This is a genomic window from Pseudomonas frederiksbergensis, from assembly GCF_003732705.1.
GTDB lineage: Bacteria > Pseudomonadota > Gammaproteobacteria > Pseudomonadales > Pseudomonadaceae > Aquipseudomonas > Aquipseudomonas frederiksbergensis_F.
Genome location: NZ_MOBR01000041.1, coordinates 346,427 through 371,360 on the forward strand (window position 1 = coordinate 346,427; position 24,934 = coordinate 371,360).

Consider the following 24,934-nt stretch of genomic DNA (forward strand, 5'->3'; position numbering starts at 1 on the left):
ACCCGTCAAGGACAGCCATGTTCCTTGGCCGGGGTCTGTGTCTCGTATTTGTCCAGGCCATCGGGCCCGGATCGTTTGTTGAGCACCGGGTTGGTTTCGGCCTGCCAGTCGGCCTGGTAACAGCCTTTGTCAGCCGGCGCAGACGGCGCGGGTTCCGGTTTGGCTTTCGGGTTACTCCCGCAAGCCGCCAGCGAAACCGCGACGATCAACAGCGCTATCGCCCTGACCATGTCAACACTCCTTTGCCTGGTCATTTGAGTGATCTCAGGCCTTGGCCCGGCTTTCCAGGACTTCAACCGCCGGCAGTACTTTGCCTTCGACGAATTCGAGGAACGCGCCGCCACCGGTAGAAATGTAGGAGATCTGATCGGCCACGCCATACTTATCGATCGCCGCCAAGGTGTCGCCGCCGCCCGCGATGGAGAACGCAGAGCTTTCAGCGATGGCCTGGGCCAGGACTTTGGTGCCGTTGCCGAACTGGTCGAATTCGAACACGCCCACCGGGCCGTTCCACAGGATGGTCTTGGACGACTTCAACAGCTCGGCGAAATTCGCCGCGGTCTGTGGGCCGATATCCAGGATCATGTCGTCGGCAGCCACGTCGGCGATCAGTTTGACGGTCGCGGTGGCGCTTTCAGCGAATTCCTTGGCAACCACCACGTCCACCGGCAGCGGCACGCTGACTTTGGCGGCGATGGCGCGGGCGGTGTCCAGCAGGTCCGGTTCGTACAGGGACTTGCCGACCGGGTGACCGGCAGCCGCCAGGAAGGTGTTGGCGATACCGCCACCGACGATCAACTGGTTGCAGATCTGGCTCAGACTGTTGAGCACGTCGAGTTTGGTCGACACCTTGGAGCCGGCAACGATGGCGGCCATTGGCTGGGCCGGAGCGCCGAGGGCTTTGCCCAGTGCGTCCAGTTCAGCAGCCAGCAACGGGCCAGCGGCGGCGACTTTGGCGAACTTGGCCACGCCGTGGGTCGAACCCTCGGCGCGGTGAGCGGTGCCGAAGGCGTCCATCACGAACACGTCGCACAGGGCGGCGTATTGCTGGGCCAGTTCGTCAGCGTTCTTTTTCTCGCCTTTGTTGAAGCGTACGTTTTCGAACAGCACGATGTCGCCGGCCTTCACGTCCACGCCGCCCAAATAATCGGCCACCAGCGGCACTTCGCGGCCCAGGGCCTTGCTCAGGTAGTCAGCGACTGGCTTGAGGCTGTTCTCGGCCGAGAATTCGCCTTCGGTCGGACGCCCAAGGTGCGAGCAGACCATCACGGCCGCGCCTTTTTCCAGGGCCAGCTTGATGGTCGGCAGCGAAGCCAGGATACGCGCATCGCTGGTGACAACACCGTCCTTGACTGGGACGTTGAGGTCTTCGCGGATCAGTACGCGCTTACCTTGCAGATCGAGGTCGGTCATCTTCAACACGGTCATGGGTCGCAATTCCTGAGTTACTGTTTTTTAGTGACAGAAAGTGGAGCAGCTATTTGCAGATAGTGTTCTGCAACGTCCAGCATTCGGTTGGCAAACCCCCATTCGTTGTCGAACCAGGCCAGGATGTTCACCAGCCGAGGGCCGGAAACGCGGGTCTGACTGGCATCGACGATGGCCGAATGTGGGTCATGATTAAAATCACAGCTTGCGTGGGGAAGCTCAGTGTAGGCCAGCAAGCCTTTGAGCGGACCGCTGGTGGCCGCCTCGCGCAGAATCCGGTTGACCTCGGTGGCGTCGGTGTCGCTTACGGTTTGCATCGTAATGTCGAGACACGACACGTTCACCGTCGGCACCCGTACGGCTTTGGCCTGAATTCGCCCGGCAAGTTCCGGCAGCAGGCGTTCGATGCCCCGCGCCAGACCAGTGGACACCGGGATCACCGACTGGAACGCCGAACGGGTGCGGCGCAGGTCTTCATGGTGATAGGCGTCGATCACCGGTTGATCGTTCATCGCCGAGTGGATGGTGGTGATCGATACGTATTCCAGACCAATGGCCTGATCCAGCAGACGCAACAGCGGCACGCCGCAGTTGGTGGTGCAGGACGCGTTGGACACCAGCAGCTCGTCGCCGGTCAGGCAATCCTGATTCACGCCATAGACGATGGTGGCGTCGACATCCGCCTCGCTGGCCATCGGCTGGGAAAACAGCACCCGTGGCGCGCCCGCATCGAGGAACCGCTGGCCGTCTTCACGGGTGTGGTAAGCGCCGGAGCACTCCAGCACCAGATCGACGCCCAGGGACGCCCAATCGATGCCTTCGGGGGTGGCACTGCGCAGGACCTTCACGCAGTCGCCATTAATATGCAGACAATCGTCTTCAACCCGTACTTCACCGGGAAAACGCCCGTGAGTGGAGTCGAAACGTGTCAGGTATTCAATGCTGGCCATGTCAGCCAGATCGTTGATCGCGACAATTTCAAACCCAGCCGTCGAGCCTCGCTCAAACAACGCACGCAAGACGCAACGACCAATCCGGCCGTAGCCGTTGAGTGCAACTTTGTAGGGACGCGGTTGGGGCATGGGGTTCTCGATTACCGTGGTGAATCCGTCGGTTTTGCGTTGAATGTTCCATTGTCATCGCGGGCAAGCCTTGCTCCTACGGATCGCATTGATCTGTAGGAGCAAGGCTTGCCCGCGATGGCGTCAGAACAGGCAATACATCACCTGGACTTAGTCTTCCAGCAGCTCTTCAGCCTGACCCAGGATGTTTTCCAGGGTGAAGCCGAACTCTTCGAACAAGGCTGGCGCAGGCGCCGACTCGCCGTAGGTGGTCATGCCGATGACGCGGCCTTCCAGGCCCACGTACTTGTACCAGTAGTCCGCATGGGCGGCTTCGATGGCGATACGGGCGCTGACTTGCAACGGCAGGACTTCTTGCTTGTAACCGGCGTCCTGAGCATCGAACACGCTGGTGCACGGCATCGAAACGACGCGAACCTTGCGACCTTGCTCGGTCAGCTTGTCGTACGCCTGAACCGCCAGGCCCACTTCCGAACCGGTGGAGATCAGGATCAGCTCAGGCTCGCCTGCGCAATCCTTCAACACGTAACCGCCGCGGGCGATGTCGGCGATCTGACCAGCATCACGTTCCTGATGCTGCAGGTTCTGACGGGAGAAGATCAGCGCCGAAGGGCCGTCCTTGCGCTCGATCGCCAGTTTCCAGCAAACGGCCGACTCAACGGCATCGGCTGGACGCCAGGTGTTGAGGTTCGGCGTGCTGCGCAGGCTGGTCAGTTGCTCGACCGGCTGGTGCGTCGGGCCGTCTTCGCCCAGACCGATGGAGTCGTGGGTGTAGACGAACACCACGCGTTTCTTCATCAGCGAAGCCATGCGTACCGCGTTGCGCGCGTACTCCATGAACATCAGGAAGGTCGCGCCGTAAGGCACCAGACCGCCGTGCAGGGACACGCCGTTCATGATCGCGCTCATGCCGAACTCGCGAACGCCGTAGTACATGTAGTTGCCGCTGGCGTCTTCAGCCGAAACACCTTTGCAACCTTTCCACAGGGTCAGGTTGGAACCGGCCAGGTCAGCGGAGCCGCCGAGAAGTTCAGGCAACAGCGGGCCGTAGGCATTCAGGGCGTTCTGGCTGGCTTTACGGCTGGCGATGGTTTCGCCCTTGGCCGCGACTTCAGCGATGTAAGCCGAGGCTTTTTCCGCGAAGTCGGCGGGCAGTTCGCCGCTCAGACGACGGATCAGCTCGTTGGCTTCGGTCGGGAACGCTGCGGAGTAAGCCGCGAAACGCTGATCCCACTCGGCTTCAGCGGCACGCCCTTTTTCCTTGGCATCCCATTCGGCATAGATGTCGGCCGGGATTTCGAACGGGCCGTGATTCCAGTTCAGTGCCTTGCGGGTCAGGGCGATTTCCGCGTCACCCAGCGGGGCGCCGTGGCAGTCTTCTTTGCCTTGCTTGTTCGGCGAACCGAAACCGATGGTGGTCTTGCAGCAGATCAGGGTCGGCAGCTCGCTTTTGCGGGCAGTCTCGATCGCGATCTTGATTTCTTCAGGGTCGTGACCGTCGACGTTGCGGATCACCTGCCAGTTGTAGGCTTCGAAACGCTTTGGCGTGTCATCGGTGAACCAGCCTTCGACTTCGCCGTCGATGGAGATGCCGTTGTCATCGTAGAAAGCGATGAGTTTGCCCAAGCCCAACGTACCGGCCAGGGAGCCGACTTCGTGGGAAATGCCTTCCATCATGCAGCCGTCACCCAGGAACACGTAGGTGTGGTGGTCGACGATGTTGTGGCCAGGACGGTTGAACTGCGCCGCCAGGACTTTTTCTGCCAGGGCAAAACCGACGGCGTTGGCCAGGCCTTGGCCCAGTGGACCGGTGGTGGTTTCCACGCCCGGGGTGTAGCCGAACTCCGGGTGACCCGGGGTGCGGCTGTGCAGCTGACGGAAGTTTTTCAGGTCTTCGATCGACAGGTCGTAGCCGGTCAGGTGCAACAGCGAGTAAATCAGCATCGAGCCGTGGCCGTTGGACAGCACGAAGCGGTCACGGTCGGCGAACGATGGATTGCTCGGGTTGTGCTTCATGTAGTCACGCCACAGTACTTCGGCGATATCCGCCATACCCATGGGGGCACCCGGATGGCCGCTGTTGGCTTTTTGCACGGCATCCATGCTGAGGGCACGAATGGCGTTGGCACGCTCACGACGGCTTGGCATCGCTGTTCTCCTACGGGTTCTGTATCGAGAGTGAATAAAACGAATCGGAAAAAAGGCGAGCATTTTCCCTCACCGACCCGCCTCGGGGCAATGACAGATAAGCATCTGGAGGCGTTTTTCCAATGGATAACGGCGGTTTCGACTGATGAAACCTTTCTGCTATTCGTTTGTAGAGACAACAGAGCCTTGAGAAGTGCCATCTATCGAACAATATCAAAACTTTTTGATATTGCTCTTGCGGGGCTTTCTGACCATCACTAGACTGCTGGCCTTATGAATTTACGCGTGCCTTCCATTCAACATGATGATTGCGATGAGCTGGCGGCCCTGTGCAAGGCCGGCGGCGATCCTCTACGCCTGAATGTATTGCGCGCCCTGACCAACGATTCGTTTGGCGTGCTGGAGCTGGCGCAGATTTTTGGCATCGGCCAATCCGGCATGAGTCATCACCTCAAGGTCCTGGCCCAGGCCGACCTGGTGGCGACCCGCCGTGAAGGCAATGCGATTTTCTACCGTCGCGCCCTACCCCACACCGACCTGCTGGGCGGCAAGCTGCATGCCGCGTTGCTCGAAGAAGTGGATAACCTGACCCTGCCTGCCGATGTGCAGTCGCGGATCGGTCAGGTCCATGGGCAACGGGCGGCGGCCAGCCAGGACTTTTTCTCACGGGTGGCGGAGAAGTTTCGCGCCCAGCAGGACTTGATCGCCGGCCTGCCGCAGTACCGCGAAAGCGTGGTGGCGCTGCTCGACAAGCTGAGTTTCTGCGAAGGCGCCACAGCCATTGAAGTCGGCCCCGGCGATGGCGGTTTTCTGCCGGAACTGGCGCGACGCTTCACCCAGGTCACGGCGCTGGACAACAGCGCGGCGATGCTCGAACTGGCGCGTCAGGTCTGCGAACGTGAAAGGCTGGCTAACGTCAGCCTGCAATTGGCCGATGCACTGAATGGTGTGAGCCTTACCGCCGATTGCGTTGTACTGAACATGGTGCTGCACCATTTCGCCGCGCCGGCCGAAGCGCTCAAGCACATGGCCGGTTTGCTGCAACCAGGCGGTAGCCTGCTTGTGACAGAGTTATGTAGCCACAACCAGAGTTGGGCCAGGGAGGCCTGCGGTGATCTCTGGTTGGGGTTTGAACAGGACGATTTGGCCCGTTGGGCCACCGCTGCGGGACTCGTTCCCGGGGAAAGCCTCTATGTAGGCTTACGCAATGGTTTCCAGATCCAGGTCCGCCATTTTCAGCGGCCGACTGGCGACACTCACCATCGGTAAATTCAGGAAAACATCGAGATGAGCGAATACTCCCTCTTCACCTCCGAGTCCGTGTCTGAAGGGCATCCGGACAAAATCGCCGACCAGATTTCCGATGCGGTGCTGGACGCCATCATTGCTGAAGACAAGTTCGCCCGTGTGGCGTGCGAGACTCTGGTCAAAACCGGTGTGGCAATCATCGCAGGTGAAGTCACCACGTCGGCCTGGGTCGATCTTGAAGAGATCGTGCGTAACGTCATCCTGGACATCGGCTACAACAGCTCCGATGTCGGCTTCGACGGCGCCACTTGCGGTGTGATGAACATCATCGGCAAGCAGTCCCCTGACATCAACCAGGGTGTTGACCGTGCCAAGCCTGAAGATCAGGGCGCCGGCGACCAGGGCCTGATGTTCGGCTACGCCAGCAATGAAACCGAAGTGCTGATGCCAGCCCCGATCACGTTCTCGCACCAACTGGTTCAGCGCCAAGCCGAAGCCCGTAAATCCGGCCTGCTGCCTTGGCTGCGCCCGGACGCCAAGTCGCAAGTGACTTGCCGTTACGAAGGCGGCAAGGTTGTCGGTATCGACGCCGTTGTTCTGTCGACCCAGCACAACCCTGAAGTGTCCTACAAAGACCTGCGCGAAGGCGTGATGGAGCTGATCGTCAAGCACGTACTGCCTGCCGAACTGCTGACCAAAGACACCCAGTTCCACATCAACCCGACTGGCCAGTTCATCATCGGCGGCCCGGTTGGCGACTGCGGTCTGACCGGTCGCAAGATCATCGTCGACAGCTACGGCGGCATGGCTCGCCATGGTGGCGGCGCGTTCTCCGGCAAAGATCCATCGAAGGTTGACCGCTCGGCAGCTTACGCCGGTCGTTATGTAGCCAAGAACATCGTCGCGGCCGGCCTGGCCGAGCGTTGCGAGATTCAGGTTTCCTACGCGATCGGTGTTGCTCAACCGACTTCGATTTCGTTGAACACCTTCGGCACCGGCAAAATCAGCGACGAGAAAATCGTCAAACTGGTTCGCGAAGTGTTCGACCTGCGTCCGTACGCAATCACCACCATGCTCGACCTGCTGCACCCGATGTACCAGGAAACTGCTGCGTACGGCCACTTCGGTCGCACCCCGCAAACCAAGACCGTGGGCGAAGACACCTTCACCACGTTCACTTGGGAAAAGACCGACCGCGCCGATTCGTTGCGCGCTGCTGCCGGCCTGTAAGACTTCCCTGGCGGTACCCAAAGCCCCGCACGGTTCGCGCCGTGCGGGGCTTTTTATTGGGCGTTCGCTGGGGCCCGAGTCGCGGCATTCGCGAGCAGGCTCGCTCCCACATTTGACCGCATTCCTCTGTGGGAGCGAGCCTGCTCGCGAAGAGGCCATCCCAGCCACCGCCACATCCTGCAAAACACCCACCCTTCACACCGCCGAATACTGACCTAGCCTTCAAACATCTCCCCGAGCAAGGACGCTCTCGATGCTCCCCAACCTGCGCCTGTTTTTCGCCCTTCTACTGACATCCCTGACTGCCAGCGCCGCCGATTGCCCCGACTGGCCGCACGCTCGGGCATTGGTCGAAATCGACGCTGCTCAACAGCAAATCGACTCTTGGGACGACAGTTACCACCGTAACGGCCACTCACCCATCGCCGATGAACTCTACGACCAGTCCCGAGCCCGGCTGAAACAATGGCGCACCTGCTTCAACCTCGCCCCCTCCCCTGAACCGCTGCGAACGGCGGGCGGCAAGGTGCCTCATCCCATCGTCCACACGGGTTTGGAAAAGCTCCATGACGGACCCGCCGCCGAACACTGGCTGCGGGATCGCAAGGACGTGTGGATTCAACCCAAGGTCGATGGCGTCGCGGTGTCGTTGATTTATCGCAAGGGTTTGCTGCAACAAGCGATCAGTCGCGGTGACGGCGTGAGCGGCCAGGACTGGACGAGCGCTGCACGGCAGATCGCCGCCATCCCCCAACAACTGACACAACCGCTGGATGTGCTGGTGCAAGGCGAACTCTATTGGCACCTGACCGATCACGTACAAGCCAAGGCCGGCAGCCTCAACGCCCGCGCCACCGTGGCCGGGCTGATGGCGCGCAAATCCCTGAGCGCAGAGCAGGCCGCCGGGATTGGTCTGTTTGTCTGGGACTGGCCCCAAGGTCCGGCAAACCTGCCTGCCCGGGTGGCGACACTGGATAAATTGGGTTTCCCGACCACCGAGCCCTACAGCCAACCGATCAACACCTTCGCCGACGCACAACGCTGGCGGGATCACTGGTATCGCTCCCCACTGCCCTTCGCCAGCGACGGCATCGTCCTGCGCCAGGATCAGCGTCCGTCCGCCGAGCGCTGGCAGGCCCGGCCACCTTACTGGAGCGTCGCCTGGAAATACCCTTTCGCCCAGGCACTGGCCGAGGTGCGCAAAGTCAATTTCAAGATCGGTCGAACCGGGCGGATCACACCGGTGCTGGATCTTGCGCCGGTGCAGCTCGATGACCGGCAGATCAAGCGTGTGAGCGTCAGTTCCCTGCAACGCTGGGAACAGCTGGATATTCGCCCCGGTGATCAGGTCGCCATCAGCCTCGCGGGACTCACCATTCCCCGGCTTGATGATGTGGTGCTGCGCAGCACCGAACGCCCTGAAGTGAATGCACCGCTGGCAACGGACTTTCATCATTTGAGCTGCTGGCAGCCAACCGCGGGATGCGAGAGCCAGTTTCTCGCGCGGCTGACCTGGCTCAGTGGCAAGCAGGGGCTGGCCCTGCCCCACGTCGGCCCTGGCACTTGGGAGAAACTTCTCGCAACAGGTCGTCTCAACAGCCTGCTGGATTGGTTGACCCTCGACGCCCAAGAGCTTGCTAACATTGACGGCTTCGGCGAACGCAGCAGCGCTCGCCTCTTAAACAGTTTTGAAAGTGCCCGGCAACGTCCTTTCGCTCGCTGGCTCAAAGCGTTGGGCTTGCCGCCGACGGGTCAGGCACAGCTCGCCGATTCATGGCAGGCCCTGGCCCAACGCAGCAATGAACAATGGCAGGCCGAAGCCGGCATCGGCCCGGGACGCGCAGCGCAATTAAGTGCGTTTTTCCGCGACCCGCAGGTCCTGGCCTTGAGCGAAACATTACGTGTTGCGGGGATTGACGGTTTTTAGCCACCAACAATGCCTGTCAGCCCGGGAACCCAATGGTGGCGCTGCGCTCAAACAGCCCATTGCCACATCGACCCGATTGCCTTTGCGCATGGAGCTTTTATGAAACTTCTTTCACCGCTCGCCCTGCTGGCCCTCTGCGGCGTGTTGGCCACCCCGCTGATGGCGGCCGAAGAAATCCCGGAACTGACCGGCTGCGCCGCCAAGAAACAGGGCATCGTCAACCAGATCGAATTGGCCAAGAGTCACGGCAACGCCGACCAGCAGGCTGGCCTCCAGACCGCCCTGGACGAAGTCACCGCCCACTGCACCGATGCCTCCTTGAAGAAGGAACGGGAAAACAAAGTGCTCGACGCCAAGCATGAAGTCAGCAAGCGTCAGGCCGACCTCGACAAAGCCATGAAAAAAGGCGATCCCGACAAGATCAACAAACGCAAAGACAAGCTCGCCGAGTCCCGCAAGGAATTGCAGGAAGCGCTAGATGAGTTGGATAAGTAAGTTTCAGGAAGATCGTTCCCACGCTCGGCGTGGGAATGCAGCCATGGACGCTCCGCGTCCGCTTTTGATCTGCGATCAATGATCCCGAAACTGTTTATGGCAAGCACTGCACGCATCTTCAACCTTCTGCACCGCCGGCCCCAGGTTGCTGGCCTTGTACGGCTGAACCTGGCTGGCAATCACCAATTCTCCGGTGGCGCTTTCAAGGTTGCGGGCCATTTCCTGGAAGCGGGCCTGCTGCTGCCACACGTTATCCTTGGCGCTGGTGTGATCTTCTTCGCGCACCTGCGGGAAATGTTTCCATGGTTCATGGGACAAGGCGTCGAGTTTCGTAGCGCCTTCAGTGAATTTCGGACCATCAAACGGAATGCGTCCACGCAACATGCCACCCAGGTCTTCGCCGGTCTTGAGCATTTGCTTGAAGATCGCCTTGCGTTGACCCAGCGGAGAGTTCGGGTCGACACCGCCGCAGGCGGACAAGGTCAGGCAGGCCAGCAATACAACAGAAAGTCTTTTAAGAGTCATGGTGGCTTCAGGTCACGGGGAACGGCGGCCAGTATCCTCGCGTCATCGTTAAAGACCAATAGCCCTATTATCAATAAGGGTTGTTTGGGCGCATGGAGCACCCAGGCAACCGTCAAAGGAATTACTCCATGAATAGCCGTTTCAAGGCTTGGCGTCCCCGCCTGGCCTGGACCCTTCCGATGGTAGCTGTGCTCGCAGGCTGCACCGGCGGCGAAAACAACACCCCGAAAACCCACGCCCTGGCCACTTACACCAGTGCAACCTGGGAAGCGTTGCCGGCCGTATCCGACAACGACCTGGTGGCCGGTTTCGGTTCCTGGCGCAGCGCCTGCACCCGACTCAAGGCCGATCCGGTCTGGGGCTCGACCTGCGCAGCGGCTGCCAATGTGCCGCAAACCGCTGGAGACATCCGTGGTTTTCTCAAGCAAAACCTGGAGGTCTACGGCCTGCGCGCCGCCAATGACAACCCCAACGGCCTGATCACCGGCTACTACGAACCGGTGTACCCCGGCAGCCTGACCCAGACTGAAGTGGCGAATGTCCCGGTGTACGGCGTGCCCGAGGACATGATCATTGTGTCCCTGGACAGCATTTACCCGGAACTCAAGGGTAAGCGTCTGCGCGGTCGACTTGAAGGTCGCGTACTCAAGCCGTATGACGACGCCGCCACCATCGAGAGCAAAGGGGTCAAGGCACCGGTCGTTGCCTGGCTGACCGATCCGATGAACCTGCAATTCCTGCAAATCCAGGGCTCCGGGCGCATCCAGCTCGACAGTGGTCGCCAACTGCGCATCGCTTATGCCGACCAGAACGGCCACCCCTATCGGCCCATCGGCCGCTGGCTGGTGGATCAAGGTGAGCTGAAGAAAGAAGACGTGACCATGGGCGCTATCAGCGCCTGGGCCAAGGCGAATCCGTCGCGCATTCCGCAATTGCTCGGCAGCAACCCCAGCTATGTGTTTTTCACCCAAAACCCGGACAGCAACGAAGGGCCTCGCGGCTCGCTGAACGTGCCGCTGACGGCGGGCTATAGCGCGGCGGTGGATCGCAAGGTGATTCCGCTGGGCAGTCTGTTGTGGTTATCAACCACCAAACCGGATGGCAGCGCACTGGTTCGCCCGGTGGCGGCGCAAGACACTGGCGGCGCGATTGCCGGCGAAGTACGGGCGGACCTGTTCTGGGGCACCGGCGAAGCGGCCGGGCAACTGGCCGGGGATATGAAACAGCAGGGGCAAATCTGGATGTTGTGGCCTAAAGGTGCAGCGTTGCCGACAGTGCCGCAGGTGGCTGATGCGGTGAAGCCTTAGGATATCTGCTGGCAGTTAGATCGCCATCGCGAGCAAGCTCGCTCCCACATTTGGAATGCATTCCCCTGTGGGAGCGAGCTTGCTCGCGATGAGGCCAGTACAAACATCAAATCTGTCCGTTCAGATCGAGACGAAGAAGAAACTCGCAATCAACCCCATCCCCACAAACCACACCAGCGACCGCAAGATCGCCCAATCCGCCAGGTAGCAAATGATGTACAGCAGCCGACTGGTGATAAACAGCACCGCCAGCACGTTGACCGTCACCAACTGCGCCGTGCCCACCAGGTGGGCCGCGAGCACTGCCACCGCGAACGCCGGCATCACTTCAAAACTGTTCAACTGCGCCGCATGCGCACGCCGGCCCAAGCCATTCAGCGACTCAAGAAAGTCCCGGGGATCATGGTTGTCTTTCAGGTTGTACCCGCCACTGGCCTTGGCGATGGCCGTGCAGACATAAGGCAGGAAAATCGCGATCAAAACGCACCACAGCGCAACCGTCATAAAGCAGTCCTTTCTTCAGTTTTCAGAAATTCGGTGGTCGGTCAAAACTTCATCACCAGGATGCCGATCAGCACCAACCCACAGGCTAAGAGCCGTGGCCGGCCGAAAGGTTCTTTCAAGTAGCGCATACCGAACAGCACCACCAGGATCACACTGATTTCGCGCAGCGCCGCCGCTTCGGCAATCGAGCCCAGCTGCATGGCCCACAGCACCAAAGCGTAGCTGAACAACACGCAAAACCCGACCGCCAGCCCCAGTCGCCACTGCTCACGCCAGAACAGCATGAACGCTGGCCGCTTGCGCACCAGCGCCAACAACGGAAACGGCCAGGCACTGAGCAGCGTGACCCAGACCAAGTAGTCCAGCGGATGAGACCAGCGCCGTAACGCCTGACCGTCGATAAAGGTGTAGCAGCCGATGCACAGGCCGATCAGCGCCACCACCGGCAGCATCGACCACGGCAACCGCGCGCCGCCACCGCCCTGCCAGAGCAGGCAAAGCATGCCGAACGGAATCAGCAAAATGCCGAAGATCTGCTGATGGGTCAGCACTTCCCCGGCGAAAATCAGCGTCAGCGCCAGCACCACCAGCGGCGACAGGCCACGCATCAGCGGATAGACCAACCCCAGGTCGCCGACCCGATAGGCCTGGATCAGCAGGTAGCGATAGAGCAACTCGAACGCCGCCGAGGCCAGGATCCACGGCCAGATTTCAATGGGCGGCACACTCACGAACGACAGCATCACGGCGACAAACAGCATCGCCACCGAGTCCATGCAGGCCACCACCAGCAGCCGCTCGGCGCTGAATTTGATCAGGGTATTCCACGCCGCGTGCAACAGCGCCGCGACCAACACCAGTGCTGTTGCAAGCACGGTTTACTCCTTTTGTTGCCCACCCCGATTCTTGTAGGAGCAAGGCTTGCCCGCGATAGCGATCTCAAGGACGCCATCGCGAGCAAGCTTTGCTCCCACTGCAAGCTTTGCTCCCACAGCAAGCCTCGCTCCAACAAAGAATCGGGGCGGATAATTGATTCGCCATATGTCCGCAGCTGTTTATACTGCAAGCGACCACGCCGCACTCAGTTGCGCACAGACTAATTCCAATAATTTCTGCCCCCGCCCGCTCTCATCGAGAACGGTCGATGGCCTGCGTATGCCTGATCCGAGCGTCAAGACTACCGACAGAGACCTTGCGCATGCCACTCGCCTTGCTTGCCCTCGCTGTTGCCGCGTTCGGCATCGGCACCACTGAATTCGTCATCATGGGCTTGCTGCCCGATGTCGCCCGCGACCTCGCCGTGAGCATTCCCCACGCTGGCCTGTTGATTACCGGTTACGCCCTGGGCGTGGTATTCGGCGCGCCGATCCTGGCGATCGGCACCGCCAACATGCCACGCAAAGCCACGCTATTGGGCATGACGCTGATGTTCATCCTCGGCAACATCCTCTGCGCCCTGGCGCCCAACTACGCGACGCTGATGGCCGCGCGGGTGGTCACCGCGTTGTGCCACGGCGCGTTCTTTGGCATCGGCTCGGTGGTGGCCGCCGGTCTGGTGGCGCCGAACAAACGGGCCCAGGCGATTGCCATGATGTTCACCGGTTTGACCCTGGCCAACGTGCTCGGCGTGCCATTGGGCACCGCGCTCGGCCAATACGCCGGCTGGCGCTCGACGTTCTGGGCGGTGTCGGTGATTGGCGTGATCGCAGCCATTGCCCAGTGGGTCTGGTTACCGAAAGACATCGCCATGGACAAGGCCAACCTCGCCAGCGAGTTCAAGGTTTTGGGCAAGGTCAACGTGCTGCTCGCGTTGGGCATGAGCGTACTGGCGTCCACCAGTCTGTTCAGCGTCTTCACCTACATCGCGCCGATCCTGCAAGACATCACCGGCGTCAGCCCCCACGGCGTGACCATCATGCTGCTGTTGTTCGGCGTTGGTTTGACGGCGGGCAGCATGCTCGGTGGTCGGCTGGCGGACAGCCGTTTGCTGCCCTCGCTGGTGGGCATGGCGCTGGCTGTCGTCGTGGTGCTGGCGGCGTTCAGCCAGACCAGCCATTCGGTGATTCCGGCGGCGATTACGCTGGTGTTGTGGGGGATTTTTGCGTTTGCCCTGTGCCCGATCCTGCAACTGCTGATCATCGATCAGGCGCATGAAGCGCCGAACCTTGGCTCGACGTTGAATCAGAGCGCGTTCAACTTGGGCAACGCTGCCGGTGCGTGGATTGGCGGGCTGGTGGTGGCCAGTGGCGCAGACCTGGCGGACTTGCCGTGGACTGGGGCGCTGGTCAGTGGGCTGACGGTGCTGACGGCGCTTTTCTATATCTACCTGCAACGTCGTGGTGCAGCTGCGGTCAATGTGTCCGGCTGATGGGTGGGTGTCAGGGGATCCACCCCTCACCCTAACCCTCTCCCCAGAGGGGAGAGGGGACTGACCGAGGTGTTCTTTCGAGTTACATCGACCTGAAAGTTCTGAGTCGAACTCAGGTTTTGAAAAGCATGGAGATCTGCTCCCTTTCCCCCTTGGGGAGAGGGGACTGACCGAGGTGTTCTTTCGAGTTACATCGACCTGAAAGTTCTGAGTCGAACTCAGGTTTTGAAAAGCATGGAGATCTGCTCCCTTTCCCCCTCTCCCCCTTGGGGAGAGGGCTGGGGTGAGGGGTGGCCATTGATCTCAACATCAATCTCAAACCACACAACCTGTGCCCTCCCCCCAACCCAACACATCAAACCCAAGCACGACCCGCATCGTGCCCACTCCACTCCCCATCCAAAGGACCCCGGATGCTTGAACTTGTCGCTGCGTTTATCTGCCTGACCTCCCTGCTCACCTACGTGAATTTCCGCTTCATCGGCCTGCCCCCGACCATCGGCGTGATGGTCACCGCGCTGATGTTTTCCCTGCTGCTACAAGGCCTGAGCTTCATCGGCTACCCCGGCCTCGAAGAGCGCATTCAACAGCTGATCGGCCAGATCGATTTCGGCGATCTGCTGATGAACTGGATGCTGTCCTTCCTGCTGTTCGCCGGCGCCCTGCACGTCAACCTGAACGACCTGCGCAGTTACCGCTGGCCCATCGGCCTGTTGGCGACCTTCGGTGTGTTGATCGCCACGGCGGTGATCGGCAGCCTCGCTTACTACATTTTTGCCCTGTTCGGCTGGCACGTGAGTTTCCTCTATTGCCTGCTGTTCGGAGCACTGATCTCCCCCACCGACCCGATCGCGGTACTCGGCGTGCTGCGGACGGCCAATGCGTCCAAGCCGCTGAAAACCACCATCGTCGGCGAGTCGCTGTTCAACGACGGCACAGCGGTGGTGGTGTTCACCGTGTTGTTGGGCATCGCGCAATTGGGCGAAACCCCGACCGTCGGCGCCACGGCCATGCTGTTCGCCCACGAAGCGATTGGTGGCGTGGTGTTCGGCGGGCTGATCGGCTATTTGGTGTACCTGATGATCAAGAGCATCGAGCAGCATCAGATCGAAGTGATGCTGACCCTGGCGCTGGTGATCGGCGGTTCGGCCATGGCCTCGGAGCTGCACGTGTCCGCACCGATTGCGATGGTGGTCGCCGGGCTGATCATCGGGAACCTGGGTCGCAACCTGGCGATGAACGACATGACGCGCAAGTACCTGGACGGTTTCTGGGAACTGCTCGACGACATGCTCAACGCCCTGCTGTTCGCGCTGATCGGCATGGAACTGTTGCTGCTGCCATTCAACTGGCTGCATGTACTGGCCGCGAGTTTGCTGGCGTTGGCTATTCTGCTGTCGCGCCTGCTGACCGTGGCCCCGGCCATCCTGTTGCTGCGGCGCTGGCGCACGGTGCCGCGCGGGACGATCCGGATCCTGACCTGGGGTGGTTTGCGCGGCGGCGTTTCGGTGGCGCTGGCCCTGGCCTTGCCGCTGGGCCCGGAGCGGGATCTGATCTTGAGCATCACCTACATCGTGGTGTTGTCGTCGATCCTGTTGCAGGGCTTGAGCATCGGCAAACTGGTCAAGCACGTGACCAAGGATGAGCCTGCGCCAACGGCACAGGCTGAACATCACTGATCATTTTTTGATCTTCTGCGGGTCAGGCTTCCCGGGCTGATCCGCAGCCTTGTTCGGCGTGCTGCTTTCACTGCGCACCTGCGCATGGCTGATCAGCGCAAAGATGAAACTGCCGCCAATGATGTTGCCCGCCAGCGTCGGCCCGGCGAACACCAGCCAGAAATCCTTCCACGGCAACTCGCCGGCAAACACCAGGTACGAGACTTCCGCCGAACCGACGACGATGTGGGTGAAATCCCCCAGCGCCATCAGGTAGGTGATGAGGATGATGATCCACATCTTGGCGCTCTCCATGGACGGAATCATCCAGACCATGGTGGCGATCATCCAGCCGGAAATGATGCCTTTGGCGAACATCTGACTGGCACTGTTTTCCATGATCTTGCGCCCGATGTCGAGGAAGGCCAGGTCGGTCTTGCTGTCGAAAATCGGCAGGTGCAGCATCACGTAAGCCACCAGCAACGTGCCGCACAGGTTGCCGAACAGCACAACGCCCCACAGGCGCAGCAGTCGCCCGAAATTGTTCAGCGTGGGTTTGGTCATGATCGGCAGCACGGCCGTCAGGGTGTTTTCGGTGAACAGCTGCTGGCGCGCCAGGATCACCGCGAGGAAACCGGCGCAGTAGCCGAAACTGGCGATCACCTTGAAGCCTTCGCCGTCCGGCAGCCGCGAGTTGAGCAGACCCATGGCCATCAACGACAGGCCCATGGTCAGGCCGGCAGCGAGGGCCGACCACCAGAGCGCGGCAACGCTGCGCTCCAACTCCTGATCGCCCTGGGTGCGGATGATTTCGTGCAGCACTGCCGCGCGCGGCGGCTGGTTGCGGTCGGCTTCGTGTTGTTCTTCAGCCGAGAGGTTCGGGGTCTTGCCGTCTTTTTGAGTGTCCATGGAGCTCCGGAACCGGTGGCGTGTCATGTAGGTACGACACGCGGGGTTCGGAGCTGTTCACTGACCCACACAGATCGTTCCCACGCTCTGCGTGGGAATGCCTCTTGTGACGCTCTGCGTCACGCTTTGGGACGCAGAGCGTCCCGGGCTGCATTCCCACGCAGAGCGTGGGAACGATCATCAATCGACGACGACGTCATCCTTGAACTGGTCTTTGACGTAGAGGATTTCGGTGCGGCCGTGGGGCGCCGGCAAGCCGTCTTCGCCGAGGTTGACGAACACCATGCGCTCGACCGTGAGGATGCTTTTACGGGTGATCTTGTTACGCACTTCGCAGGTCAGGGTGATGGAGGTGCGGCCGAATTCGGTGGCGGTGATGCCCAGTTCGATGATGTCGCCCTGGCGCGAGGCGCTGACGAAGTTGATCTCGGAAATGTACTTGGTGACCACGCGCTGGTTGCCCAGTTGGACGATGGCGTAGATCGCCGCTTCTTCGTCGATCCAGCGCAACAGGCTGCCGCCGAACAGCGTGCCGTTGGGGTTGAGGTCTTCGGGTTTAACCCATTTGCGGGTGTGGAAATTCATGGGGGCTCCGGGTTTGAGGCGTTTGAGCGATAGGGTTCGGCCCCCAGCTTCAAGTTTTAAGCGACAAGCTGCAAGTAAAAGCAGATTCGCTGTTACTTGCCGCTTGTAGCTTGTCACTTGCCACTAGCCGGACAAAGAAAGCTATAATCGCCACCGTTTCAAAACGGCTACTACCGTTTTCCCGCCACCTGTCCGAGGGGCGCTGCAGCAGGTCAAACCTGTCAGGCTCGGATGGGGCGTTGACTGGTCTCATCGACCGGACACTAAACGCACAACGGCGCCCATTCGCATACATTACGAATGGAGGCTCATCATGAGCGCTGTTATCACGCCTGCAGATTTTACCGATTACAAAGTCGCCGACATGTCCCTGGCTGCCTGGGGCCGTCGCGAAACCATCATCGCCGAATCCGAAATGCCTGCCCTGATGGGTCTGCGCCGCAAGTACGCCGGTGAGCAGCCGCTCAAGGGCGCCAAGATTCTCGGCTGCATCCACATGACCATTCAGACTGCCGTGCTGATCGAAACCCTGGTTGCCCTGGGTGCCGAAGTACGCTGGTCGTCCTGCAACATTTTCTCGACTCAAGACCAGGCCGCTGCTGCTATCGCCGCTGCCGGCATCGCGGTTTACGCCTGGAAAGGCGAAACCGAAGAAGAGTACGAGTGGTGCCTGGAGCAAACCATCCTGAAAGATGGCGCGCCATGGGATGCCAACATGATCCTCGACGACGGCGGCGACCTGACCGAGCTGCTGCACAAGAAATACCCGGCGATCCTGGACCGCGTCCACGGCGTCACCGAAGAAACCACCACTGGCGTTCACCGCCTGCTGGACATGCTGGCCAAGGGCGAGCTGAAAATCCCGGCCATCAACGTCAACGACTCGGTGACCAAGTCCAAGAACGACAACAAGTACGGCTGCCGTCACAGCCTGAACGACGCGATCAAGCGCGGTACCGACCACCTGTTGTCCGGCAAGCAAGCGCTGGTCATCGGTTACGGTGACGTGGGCAAGGGCTCGGCCCAGTCCCTGCGTCAGGAAGGCATGATTGTTAAAGTCTCCGAAGTTGACCCGATCTGCGCCATGCAAGCCTGCATGGACGGTTTCGAACTGGTTTCGCCGTTCATCGACGGCATCAACACCGGCACCGAAGCCTCCATCGACAAAGCGCTGCTGGGCAAGATCGACCTGATCGTGACCACCACCGGCAACGTCAATGTTTGCGACTCGAACATGCTCAAAGCCCTGAAGAAGCGCGCTGTTGTCTGCAACATCGGCCACTTCGACAATGAAATCGACACCGCTTTCATGCGCAAGAACTGGGCATGGGAAGAAGTGAAGCCACAGGTTCACAAGATCCACCGTACCGGTCCTGGCGCGTTCGACGCCCAGAACGACGACTACCTGATCCTGCTGGCCGAAGGCCGTCTGGTTAACCTGGGTAACGCCACCGGTCACCCAAGCCGCATCATGGACGGTTCGTTTGCCAACCAGGTGCTGGCGCAGATCTTCCTGTTCGGTCAAAAGTACGCCGACCTGTCGCCAGCCCAGAAAGCCGAGCGCCTGACCGTTGAAGTACTGCCGAAGAAACTCGACGAAGAAGTGGCCCTGGAAATGGTCCGCGGTTTCGGCGGCGTCGTGACTCAACTGACCAAGACCCAGGCCGACTACATCGGCGTGACCGTCGAAGGCCCGTTCAAGCCGCACGCCTACCGCTACTGATCGGTCCTGCTGTCCGCCCCTTTCGCAGGGGCGGACTCATGCAGAAACCACGCAAATCTGTAGGAGCAAAGCTTGCTCGCGATAGCATCACCACGGTTTCCCTTGGATACCGCGGCGCGTTCATCGCGAGCAAGCTTTGCTCCTACAAAAGCAAGGCTTACGCGTTTCCAAGGATATGACCATGTCCCAAGACCGTCGCTACAGCTTCGAGTTCTTCCCTACGAAGACCGATGCTGGGCATGAAAAGCTACTCGCCACTGCTCGTCAGTTGGCAACGTACAACCCCGATTTCTTTTCCTGCACCTATGGCGCTGGCGGTTCGACCCGTGATCGCACCATCAACACCGTGTTGCAGCTTGAAAGCGAAGTCAAAGTCCCGGCCGCACCGCATCTGTCTTGCGTGGGCGACAGCAAGGACGACCTGCGCAGCCTGCTGACGCAATACAAGGCTGCCGGCATCACCCGTATCGTTGCCCTGCGCGGTGATTTGCCTTCGGGCATGGGCATGGCCAGCGGTGAACTGCGCCACGCCAACGACCTGGTTGAATTCATTCGTGAAGAAACCGGCGATCATTTCCACATCGAAGTCGCCGCTTACCCGGAAATGCATCCGCAGGCGCGCAATTTCGAAGACGATCTGAACAACTTCGTGCGCAAGGCCAACGCTGGCGCCGACAGTGCGATCACCCAGTACTTCTTCAACGCCGACAGCTACTTCTATTTCGTCGAGCGTGTACGGGCAATGGGCGTGAACATCCCGATCGTGCCGGGGATCATGCCGATCACCAACTACAGCAAACTCGCGCGCTTCTCCGATGCCTGCGGTGCGGAAATCCCGCGCTGGATCCGCAAGCAACTGGAAGCCTACGGCGACGACACCCAGAGCATTCAAGGCTTTGGTGAGCAAGTCATCACCGAGATGTGCGAACGCCTGCTGCAAGGTGGCGCGCCAGGGTTGCACTTCTATACGTTGAACCAGGCTGAGCCGAGTTTGGCGGTGTGGAATAACCTGAAGTTGCCGCGCTGAAGCAGCTACAAGCTTCAAGCTGAAAGCGTCAAGAAAGATCAAAAGATCGTAGCCTTCGGCAGCGCCCACGCGCCTCCGAGCGCTGCGATCTTTTGCTTTTAAAGCCCGAAGCAGAGCTTCTGCGGCCAGTTTCTGGCTCTTTGCGGTTTCTCGTCGTAATCTCAAGCCATGCCTTTGATCACGCAGTTACTGACCGTGCTTCTTTTCACTTGCCTGAGCTTTGCCGCTCGGGGCGAGAAATTGCGCATTGTCACGGAGCCGTGGGCACCGTACGTGTACGAAGAAAACGGCAAATCCCTGGGCCTGGACTACGAAACCACCGCGATTGTCTTTAAACGCCTGGGGATCGAAGTGGAATGGCAATTCCTGCCATGGAAACGCTGCCTGTCGATGCTCGACACCGGTCAGGCCGACGGTGCGCTGGATATTTTCCACAGCGATGAACGCGACGCTACCCTGCTCTACCCCAGCGAACCGCTCTCGGAAGTCGAGTTCGTGATGTTCTACGCCAACGAACGGCCCCATCCGTTCAGCACGCTCAATGACCTGAAAGGCCTGACCATCGGCACCTCGCCGGGCTATCTGTACAGCGAGGACTTCAGCGGTTCGACGCTGTTTACCCGCGAGCCTGCGCCGACCCATGAAGCCAACTTCGGCAAACTGCTGCGCGGGCGCATCGACCTGTTGATTACTGATCGCCGGGTCGGCCAGCATTTGCTGGATGAGCTGAAAATCCGCGATCAGATCACCGAAAACCCGACAATCATCAGCCATCAGAGCCAGTTTCTGGCGGTTCGGCGCAACGCCGGCATGGATTTGCTGGTGCAGCGCTTCGGTGCCGAGCTCAAGCGTTTCAAGCGTGAGCCCGCGTATGCTGAACTGAGCGCCCGCTATGGCGCGAGTCCGGCCCCGGTCGTGCAGGCGAAAAGCGCTTCCGCCACGGGCGGAAAAACCGTTGAGCAGCAGGAAAGCGGCGCGCGGTGATTGCTCTGTTATACTCCGGCCTTCCCGCCAGGCTCACGCCCGGACGCTCGGAATCGTTCAAGGCATCTCGACCCCGCTACAGCGCAGCTTTTCAGCCCGCGCGAGCGCTCCAGACGAGCCTTCGAAACCCAGCAGGACCGGACGGGATTGCGTTCCTCTTAAACGCCATTCGCGCCAGGCAAGACTCCCATTGGGCCAAGCCCTAACTAAAACAGGATTACTCATGTCCTTTGCTTCCCTCGGTCTCTCCGAGGCTTTAGTCCGCGCCATCGAGGCAGCGGGCTATACCGAGCCTACTCCGGTGCAACAGCGGGCTATCCCCGCCGTGTTGCAAGGTCGCGACCTGATGGTCGCGGCACAGACAGGTACTGGTAAAACCGGCGGCTTCGCCCTTCCGATTCTGGAGCGGTTGTTCCCCAACGGTCACCCGGACAAATCCCAGCGTCACGGCCCGCGCCAACCACGCGTACTGGTCCTGACCCCTACTCGCGAACTCGCGGCTCAGGTCCATGAAAGCTTCAAGGTCTATGCCCGTGACCTGAAGTTTGTCAGTGCCTGCATCTTCGGCGGCGTCGGCATGAACCCACAGGTTCAGGCCATGTCCCGCGGTGTTGACGTGCTGGTGGCCTGCCCTGGCCGCCTGCTCGACCTCGCCGGCCAAGGCAGCGTCGATTTGTCCCACGTGGAAATCCTCGTGCTGGACGAAGCCGACCGCATGCTCGACATGGGCTTTGTCCATGACGTGAAAAAGGTCCTCGCCCGTCTGCCGAGCAAACGCCAGAACCTGCTGTTCTCGGCGACGTTCTCCAAAGACATCACCGACCTCGCCGGCAAACTGCTGCACAACCCGGAACGCATCGAAGTCACGCCGCCGAACACCACGGTCGAGCGTATCGAACAGCGTGTGTTCCGCCTGGCCGCAAGCCACAAGCGTTCGCTGCTGGCGCATTTGATTACCGCTGGTGCCTGGGAACAGGTTCTGGTCTTTACCCGCACCAAGCACGGCGCCAACCGCCTGGCCGAGTACCTGGACAAACACGGCCTGAGCGCCGTCGCCATCCACGGTAACAAGAGCCAGAACGCGCGCACCAAAGCCCTTGCCGACTTCAAGGCCGGTGAAGTGCGCATTCTGGTCGCCACCGACATCGCCGCTCGCGGCCTCGACATCGACCAGTTGCCACACGTGGTCAACTTCGAACTGCCGAACGTCGACGAAGATTACGTGCACCGTATCGGCCGTACTGGCCGTGCCGGTCGTTCGGGCGAGGCGATCTCGCTGGTTGCCCCGGACGAAGAAAAACTGCTGAAAAGCATCGAGCGCATGACCAAGCAGAAGATTGCCGACGGCAACCTGATGGGCTTCGACTCCAGCGCTGTAGAAGCCGAGAAACCTGAAGTTCGCGAGCGTCCGGATGTGCGTAACCCGCGCAACCCACGTGGCCCGCGCGGCGACGGTCCGACCGGCACTGGCGGTGGCGGCGGTCGTAAAGACAAAGGCAAGGACAAGGGCGGCAAGGAAAAACCGGCTGCCACTGGCCGTGGCGATCGCCCGGCCCGTGAGCACAAGCCGCGCGAAGGCACCCCGGCTCGCGAACAACAGCGTCCGGCGCCACGCGCTGCGGCGGCTGATCGTGCTCCGGACGAGTTCCTCGACGACGACGTGGATAACTTCGGTAACCGCGTTGACTACGTGCCGCAAGCCAAACCGGCCCAGGGCCGTGGTCGTCGTCCGGGTGCTCCGGCACAAGGCGCGGCAACTGGCGCAGGTGCTGGTGCTGGTGCTCCACGTACCGGCGGCAAGCCTCAGGGTCGCCAAAGCGGTCCACGCGCCAGCGATGGCGCCACGACCGGTACCCCGCCAGCCAAGCGCAGCGGCCCACGCAACGGTGCCCCACGTGACGGTCAGGCCCGTCGCGAAGAGTCCCGCAACCGCCGCCCGGCCCGTACCGACGACCAACCTCGTTCGGAACCGGCCGTGCAAAACCCGCGTGGCCCGGCACCGAAGATCATCCATAAAGAGTCGAAAACCGATCGGTTCCCGACGCCTGAGCAACTGGATCAACTGCCAGGCCGCCCACGCGGCGAGAAACCAGCATTGCTGACCCGCAATCGCTGATTTTCTGAAGTAACCAAAAATGCCCCGGATCTCACGATCCGGGGCATTTTTTATGCGCACCACAAACCTGTAGGAGCAAAGCTTGCTCGCGATGACGGCGTACGCCACACCACAGAAACCAAGGTGATCCCATCGCGGGCAAGCCTTGCTCCTACAGGGGAATGTGTCTGCCATAAAAAACGCCCCCGACCGCGAGATCGGGGGCGTTTTTGTTGAAGCGGCGAAAGTTACTTCGCTTTGACACCTTCAAACGTGATGTACAGCTCAACAGCATCAGACTGTGGACCCAGGTCCATCATCTTGCCGAAATCAGAACGCTTGATGCTGGTGGTGCCTTCGAAGCCGGCACGGTAGCCGCCCCATGGATCCTTGCCTTCACCCAGGAACGTGGCCTTGACCACAACTGGTTTGCTGACACCAGCAATAGTCAGGTTGCCAGCCACGTCGGCAGTGACTTTACCGTCGGCGTTTTTGCCGGTGGTTTTAACGCTGGTGGACACGAACGTGGCTGTAGGGAAATCAGCTACTTTCAGGAAGTCTTTGCTGGAGATGTGCTTGTCGCGTTCAGCGTTGTTGGTGAAAACGCTGGCGGTGTTCACGTTGAACTCGATCTTGCTGTCTTCTGGCTTGGCAGCGTCGAAGCTGAACTTGCCGTCGATATCCTTGAAGGTACCGGTGATGTAGCTGTAGCCCAAGTGGCTGATCTTGAAGTCAACGAAAGCGTGCTGGCCAGTCTTGTCGACGGTGTAGTCAGCAGCCATTACGTTAGCGGACAGCAGGGCCGAACCGATTGCCAGAGCGGCGAGAGTCTTTTTCAACATGCTTTATTTCCTTTGAAGTCGAGGTTGAATTTCAGGCTTTGCGACCGAGCATTCGCTTGAGGGTCACATCACGGTCAATAAAGTGGTGCTTCAATGCTGCCAACGCATGAAGGCCGGAAAAAATTACCAGCGCCCACGCCAAGTACAGATGAATCGCACCCGCGGTATCTGCCTGATCCGGTAGCCCGGAAACCAGTGCAGGCACTTCAAACCAGTCAAACACCGGAATCCCGACACCTTCTGCGGTGGAAATCAGGTAACCGGCAATCATCACAGCGAACAGACAGAGATACAGAAAAGCATGCCCGAACTTGGCACCCAGGCGCGTCATGCGGCTGTAGCTGGTCAACGTCGGTGGCGGTGGGCTGATAAGGCGCCACACCACACGAAACACCATCAACGCCAGCAGGATCAGGCCAATACTCTTGTGGATATCCGGCCCTGCCTTGCGCCAAGGATCGTAATAGCCGAGACCGACCATCCACAGACCCAGGGCGAACATCCCGAACACCGCCAGCGCTACGCCCCAGTGCATGAAGATGCTGACCCAGCCGTAGCGAGCAGTAGAGTTTCGTAGTTGCATTGCCAAGTCCCTGTAAGTGCTGGCCCAAGACTATCGAGTTATCTATCGATTTAAAGCGGAAAATTTCGCTTTGAAATATCGAGAAATACGATCAAGAGTCTCTTGGGGATGCGTTAAGGAAAGATTAAAGACGCCAATATGGAAAAAAACAGGTAGCCCACCCAGAGAACACCTGCGCCCCAAGGTTTATTCGAAACTTGATAGTTTTCTTCGGTGTCTAGTCCTGAAATAGGTTTACACCTGTTTCACCCTAACGCCCGATGCAC

At 60.1% G+C, this 24,934-nt stretch carries 22 protein-coding genes and 1 riboswitch; of the genes, 11 read left to right on the forward strand and 11 right to left on the reverse strand.

All coding sequences use genetic code 11. The features are described 5' to 3' along the window. Window positions 1-5: 5 nt before the first annotated feature. From BK667_RS29150 to tkt, 4 genes are all read right to left on the reverse strand, one after another. A complete protein-coding gene (locus BK667_RS29150; protein ID WP_123514771.1) occupies window positions 6-230 on the reverse strand; it encodes a hypothetical protein in 225 nt (74 codons plus the stop codon). Between the two features lie 34 nt (window positions 231-264). Next, a complete protein-coding gene (locus BK667_RS29155; protein WP_033060390.1) occupies window positions 265-1,428 on the reverse strand; it encodes a phosphoglycerate kinase in 1,164 nt (387 codons plus the stop codon). A gap of 17 nt (window positions 1,429-1,445) precedes the next feature. Beyond that, on the reverse strand, window positions 1,446-2,510 hold the full coding sequence (epd, locus tag BK667_RS29160; protein ID WP_123599638.1) for an erythrose-4-phosphate dehydrogenase: 1,065 nt from the start codon (window positions 2,508-2,510) through the stop codon (window positions 1,446-1,448). Window positions 2,511-2,660: 150 nt separating this feature from the next. After that, window positions 2,661-4,658 carry a transketolase gene (tkt, locus tag BK667_RS29165; protein WP_123599639.1) on the reverse strand — a complete coding sequence of 666 codons (1,998 nt, stop codon included), beginning with the start codon at window positions 4,656-4,658 and terminating at the stop codon, window positions 2,661-2,663. Between the two features lie 273 nt (window positions 4,659-4,931). Here tkt and BK667_RS29170 point away from each other — a divergent pair, with 273 nt between their 5' ends. The 4 genes from BK667_RS29170 (at window position 4,932) to BK667_RS29185 (ending at window position 9,558) form a co-directional block, all read left to right on the forward strand. Continuing rightward, the gene (locus BK667_RS29170; RefSeq protein WP_123514765.1) at window positions 4,932-5,927 is read left to right on the forward strand and encodes an ArsR/SmtB family transcription factor; all 996 of its coding nucleotides are present in this window, start codon (window positions 4,932-4,934) and stop codon (window positions 5,925-5,927) included. Between the two features lie 18 nt (window positions 5,928-5,945). Next, entirely contained in the window at window positions 5,946-7,136 is a 1,191-nt protein-coding gene (gene metK / locus BK667_RS29175; protein ID WP_123599640.1) for a methionine adenosyltransferase, read from the forward strand. Window positions 7,137-7,389: 253 nt separating this feature from the next. Next, on the forward strand, window positions 7,390-9,063 hold the full coding sequence (gene ligB, locus BK667_RS29180) for an NAD-dependent DNA ligase LigB (protein ID WP_123599641.1): 1,674 nt from the start codon (window positions 7,390-7,392) through the stop codon (window positions 9,061-9,063). Window positions 9,064-9,162: 99 nt separating this feature from the next. Beyond that, window positions 9,163-9,558 carry a DUF1090 domain-containing protein gene (locus tag BK667_RS29185; RefSeq protein WP_123599642.1) on the forward strand — a complete coding sequence of 132 codons (396 nt, stop codon included), beginning with the start codon at window positions 9,163-9,165 and terminating at the stop codon, window positions 9,556-9,558. 75 nt (window positions 9,559-9,633) lie between these two features. Here the strand turns inward: BK667_RS29185 and BK667_RS29190 are convergent, their stop codons facing one another. After that, window positions 9,634-10,083, reverse strand: coding sequence for a c-type cytochrome (locus tag BK667_RS29190; RefSeq protein WP_123514757.1), 450 nt, complete (start codon window positions 10,081-10,083; stop codon window positions 9,634-9,636). 128 nt (window positions 10,084-10,211) lie between these two features. Here BK667_RS29190 and mltA point away from each other — a divergent pair, with 128 nt between their 5' ends. After that, window positions 10,212-11,390, forward strand: coding sequence for a murein transglycosylase A (gene mltA / locus BK667_RS29195; protein ID WP_123599643.1), 1,179 nt, complete (start codon window positions 10,212-10,214; stop codon window positions 11,388-11,390). Window positions 11,391-11,510: 120 nt separating this feature from the next. On the opposite strand, the gene BK667_RS29200 is transcribed toward mltA, so the two are convergent. After that, the gene (locus BK667_RS29200) at window positions 11,511-11,894 is read right to left on the reverse strand and encodes an MAPEG family protein (RefSeq protein ID WP_123514753.1); all 384 of its coding nucleotides are present in this window, start codon (window positions 11,892-11,894) and stop codon (window positions 11,511-11,513) included. A 41-nt stretch (window positions 11,895-11,935) separates the two neighbouring features. Then, a complete protein-coding gene (locus tag BK667_RS29205) occupies window positions 11,936-12,769 on the reverse strand; it encodes an EamA family transporter (RefSeq protein ID WP_123514751.1) in 834 nt (277 codons plus the stop codon). Between the two features lie 323 nt (window positions 12,770-13,092). On the opposite strand from BK667_RS29205, the gene BK667_RS29210 reads away from it, so the two are divergent. Continuing rightward, the gene (locus BK667_RS29210; RefSeq protein WP_123599644.1) at window positions 13,093-14,262 is read left to right on the forward strand and encodes an MFS transporter; all 1,170 of its coding nucleotides are present in this window, start codon (window positions 13,093-13,095) and stop codon (window positions 14,260-14,262) included. 413 nt (window positions 14,263-14,675) lie between these two features. Next, window positions 14,676-15,941, forward strand: coding sequence for a cation:proton antiporter (locus BK667_RS29215; protein WP_123514747.1), 1,266 nt, complete (start codon window positions 14,676-14,678; stop codon window positions 15,939-15,941). Here BK667_RS29215 and BK667_RS29220 read toward each other — a convergent pair whose 3' ends face one another. Together BK667_RS29220 and BK667_RS29225 are read right to left on the reverse strand one after the other, a co-directional pair. Then, window positions 15,942-16,829: a formate/nitrite transporter family protein gene (locus BK667_RS29220; RefSeq protein WP_123599645.1), complete on the reverse strand. Its 888-nt coding sequence runs from the start codon at window positions 16,827-16,829 to the stop codon at window positions 15,942-15,944. A gap of 180 nt (window positions 16,830-17,009) precedes the next feature. Then, on the reverse strand, window positions 17,010-17,414 hold the full coding sequence (locus BK667_RS29225) for an acyl-CoA thioesterase (protein ID WP_123514743.1): 405 nt from the start codon (window positions 17,412-17,414) through the stop codon (window positions 17,010-17,012). 188 nt (window positions 17,415-17,602) lie between these two features. Beyond that, a riboswitch (S-adenosyl-L-homocysteine riboswitch) is annotated at window positions 17,603-17,704 on the forward strand. Window positions 17,705-17,727: 23 nt separating this feature from the next. On the opposite strand from BK667_RS29225, the gene ahcY reads away from it, so the two are divergent. From ahcY to rhlE2, 4 genes are all read left to right on the forward strand, one after another. Further along, window positions 17,728-19,137: an adenosylhomocysteinase gene (gene ahcY / locus BK667_RS29230; protein WP_123514741.1), complete on the forward strand. Its 1,410-nt coding sequence runs from the start codon at window positions 17,728-17,730 to the stop codon at window positions 19,135-19,137. Window positions 19,138-19,318: 181 nt separating this feature from the next. Next, window positions 19,319-20,164, forward strand: coding sequence for a methylenetetrahydrofolate reductase [NAD(P)H] (metF, locus tag BK667_RS29235; RefSeq protein WP_123599646.1), 846 nt, complete (start codon window positions 19,319-19,321; stop codon window positions 20,162-20,164). Between the two features lie 168 nt (window positions 20,165-20,332). Further along, window positions 20,333-21,148 (forward strand): substrate-binding periplasmic protein, encoded by an 816-nt coding sequence (locus tag BK667_RS29240; protein ID WP_123514737.1) that lies wholly within the window; start codon window positions 20,333-20,335, stop codon window positions 21,146-21,148. Window positions 21,149-21,371: 223 nt separating this feature from the next. After that, complete coding sequence (gene rhlE2, locus BK667_RS29245) at window positions 21,372-23,264, forward strand: RNA helicase RhlE2 (protein ID WP_123599647.1); 1,893 nt, start codon at window positions 21,372-21,374, stop codon at window positions 23,262-23,264. 227 nt (window positions 23,265-23,491) lie between these two features. Here the strand turns inward: rhlE2 and BK667_RS29250 are convergent, their stop codons facing one another. Together BK667_RS29250 and BK667_RS29255 are read right to left on the reverse strand one after the other, a co-directional pair. Further along, window positions 23,492-24,085: a YceI family protein gene (locus BK667_RS29250; RefSeq protein ID WP_123514733.1), complete on the reverse strand. Its 594-nt coding sequence runs from the start codon at window positions 24,083-24,085 to the stop codon at window positions 23,492-23,494. A gap of 31 nt (window positions 24,086-24,116) precedes the next feature. Further along, window positions 24,117-24,668: a cytochrome b gene (locus BK667_RS29255; RefSeq protein WP_123514731.1), complete on the reverse strand. Its 552-nt coding sequence runs from the start codon at window positions 24,666-24,668 to the stop codon at window positions 24,117-24,119. Window positions 24,669-24,934: the final 266 nt, after the last annotated feature.